Source organism: Vibrio sp. 10N.286.48.B8 (genome assembly GCF_003050085.1).
In the GTDB taxonomy this organism is placed as follows: Bacteria; Pseudomonadota; Gammaproteobacteria; order Enterobacterales; family Vibrionaceae; genus Vibrio; species Vibrio crassostreae.
In genome coordinates, this window is record NZ_PIGD01000048.1 from 1 (window position 1) to 2,834 (window position 2,834).

A 2,834-nucleotide genomic window follows, 5' to 3' on the forward strand; every position below is an offset into this window, starting at 1 on the left:
GGTGTTGTGGGTTTGCCCCTCGATGTTCTTGTAAAACAGCGACTTGAATAAATGACTTATGCGTATCTAAGCCAATGAAAATTATGCTATCTTTACTCATGCTAGCCTCCAAATTTAGTTGTTTGACGCACTAATTATGGCTCTGGCTTAAAGCTAACCCACGATATTGGAGGCTAGCACCTTTCGTGGGGGTCATTATGTCTATGCCTTAAGAGGTAATTAATGAGTTTTGAAAATGTTTTACCCTGGTTGGCTTTGCTAATTTCAGGTATTAGTTTATTTGTTAGTGGATATTCGATTTATAGGGATAGAAGCCGAGTAAAAGTTTTCTGTAAAGTTGTTTATGATTGCTCTAGAGACCAATCTGAAAACCGTGATAATCCACCGCCGTTTTTGAGAATATATGTTGTAAATACAGGGAAAAGGCCAATTTTTCTTTCAAATCTTTGTGGTTATATTTCAAGAAAATCTGCAAATTCATGGGCGCTGAAAGATGAGCCGATAGCTTTTGATGAGAATGGTATTCCTTCGGTTTTTTCAAGTGGGTTTGTCCATGATGTAGGGGTTCGATTAAATGATGGTGAAATCTATGAATATCGTATTAAACATGATGATTATACAAAATTGTACTCTATAGAGAGTGATGGTTTTATGTTTAGAAAATACTATTTAACAGATGTGCTAGGAAAAAAATTCTTTGTAAAAGGTTCAAAAGTTGGGATTAAGAAGTTGTCGGAATATCAGGCATAACAAATGCATCAACACGATTTGCTACACTCGGCGTTGTAGGTTTGCCTTTAGTTTCAGTGATTAAGGCAGTAAAATTCAGCTAGGTCTGCATGGTAGCAAACGTGTTATGCAGGCGTTATGTGTTTTTAGGATAAAAATGGAAATTTTCGAAATTCAGCTAGGAAATTCAATCGGTCCAGTCAAGTTCGGTATGACAGAAACTGAAGTGAGCAATGTTATCGGAGCTCCTGATTGCATCTATGGTCATCGCCATCATTTTTTAGACGGTCTCATGGTAGATTTTGATAATGAAGGAAGAGTTGAATTCATTGAAGCCGCTGCGTCAGAGTTGTTTTCAACGACATTGCTTGGGTTGGACGTACATAGGACATTAGCAACTAATGTGCTCGAACGAATTCAGCTAGAAGGTAACTATGATTATTCTGATCCAGAGTTAGGCTATAGCTACGTATTTAAAGAGCTTCAGTTATCTTTCTGGCGTCCAACTCTTCCTGACTTAGAAGAAGGTGAAGGGTTGTACTTTCAATCGGTTGCAATTGCTTCCGAGGGTTACTTTGAGTAAACACATAACAAGCAATTCAAGCAGACTGCCAACGCGTGGCATTTTCAACTCGGTTTAGCTTCAGTGATTACGGTGGTGGATTTGAGTGTATTTGGTAGCGTTGTCAGCTACTTAATTGGGCGTTAGCAGTACAGGAGTAACATGGCTAAGCAAATATGGGAAATAACTCCCCAAGATATACAAGACTATGCAGTATGGCAGTTTCCCTCATGGAAAGATGATAGTCATGATGAGACTGTCATTTGTCAAGCTAGTCAAGATGATGCACTAGACCCCAACTCTAACATCATTGTCAGGGCGAAATTCGTCGATGCGAATGGTAATGAGTTTATTGGTTTCATTCATTACGGATTAGCTGAAGTCGAACATTCTCAACCCAATATGTTCGTAAATGGCAAAACCGTAGGCTTTTGGTTTGGCATTACGAAGCCCAATCATAATGACTTGATAAGACTAAACTTCCCTATAGTAATAACTTCAGAGTCAGTTTTTGGTTTAGAGCAGATTACAGTCACTATCGAAGGTTATAGTTATGTCAATGAAGCATCGGCTACTTGCGTAATGTCCTGCTAACAAATTGTTTAAGAGTGATTCGGCACGCGTGGTATTTTTACCATGCGTCAGGTTTAGTGGTTAAGGTGGTATGCGAAGGCTTCGGTATTGCGTGCCTCACACCTTAACGCGGCGTTAGCTGCTATGAGAAAAAGGAGAAGTATGAGACCACAACTCCCAGTTTTTATCAGTCGAGAGCATAAAGACTTCGATACGATTTTTAATAGTTATACAAAGCCTTTAAAAATGAACTTATGGTTTTGTGCTATTTGGCTAATAGGTTTAGCTACAATCGTCGTTCTTATGAACACAATAGACTTTCTAAAACCAGAACAAGAGTCAATTGGTGGCTGGTTTGAACGTTCAGGCGCGTTAGTAGGCGTGTGTGGAATGCTCGTAGAATTCCGATTAAAAAACTGTAGATAATATTATTAACAGTGCATCAATGAAGTTTACCCCAGACGTTTTTCAAGTATTTGTTAGGTATGAAAAGTATAAAGGTTACTTTCATAAGTTAGCACTATCATACGCTATTATTGGAGCAATAATGTGGAGCTATGGCTCACCAGTATTGTTTGGTCTTGAACATATTTCAATTTGGCTACGCAGCTAACAAATTGTTCAAGAGTGATTCGGCACGCGTGGCATTTTTACTAAGCGTTGGTTTTAGTGATTAAGGTGCTATGCAGAAGCTTGGGTATTGCGTGCCTCACACCTTAACAAGGCGTTGATATGACCCCCACTGTCAATTAAAAACGTAGAAGTTTCTGCTCCCTCATTTCAGAGCCTTTGTTCATTTTGGGATAGTGTTACCGCATAGATGAAGCAAGTAATGTCGTCGGTTCTCATGATGATATACGTGGATTGCTCATCGTTTGATGAGTAGAGCCTACCTTACTTGTTCCGTCGTAGCACCTGTCTTCAGTCTATGCTCGTGGTTCAATACAGCCGAAGCTATATTGCCGTCCTA

The 2,834-nt window shown here is 39.3% G+C and carries 4 protein-coding genes; all 4 read left to right on the top strand.

Features of this window, described 5'->3' with window-relative positions; translation table 11 throughout:
- Positions 1-222 precede the first annotated feature (222 nt).
- Positions 223-750 carry a hypothetical protein gene (locus CWO08_RS23640; protein WP_108021218.1) on the top strand — a complete coding sequence of 176 codons (528 nt, stop codon included), beginning with the start codon at positions 223-225 and terminating at the stop codon, positions 748-750.
- A 136-nt stretch (positions 751-886) separates the two neighbouring features.
- Complete coding sequence (locus CWO08_RS23645; protein WP_108021219.1) at positions 887-1,312, top strand: hypothetical protein; 426 nt, start codon at positions 887-889, stop codon at positions 1,310-1,312.
- Between the two features lie 141 nt (positions 1,313-1,453).
- The gene (locus tag CWO08_RS23650) at positions 1,454-1,885 is read left to right on the top strand and encodes a hypothetical protein (RefSeq protein WP_102495823.1); all 432 of its coding nucleotides are present in this window, start codon (positions 1,454-1,456) and stop codon (positions 1,883-1,885) included.
- 141 nt (positions 1,886-2,026) lie between these two features.
- A complete protein-coding gene (locus tag CWO08_RS23660; RefSeq protein ID WP_108021221.1) occupies positions 2,027-2,290 on the top strand; it encodes a hypothetical protein in 264 nt (87 codons plus the stop codon).
- Positions 2,291-2,834 lie beyond the last annotated feature (544 nt).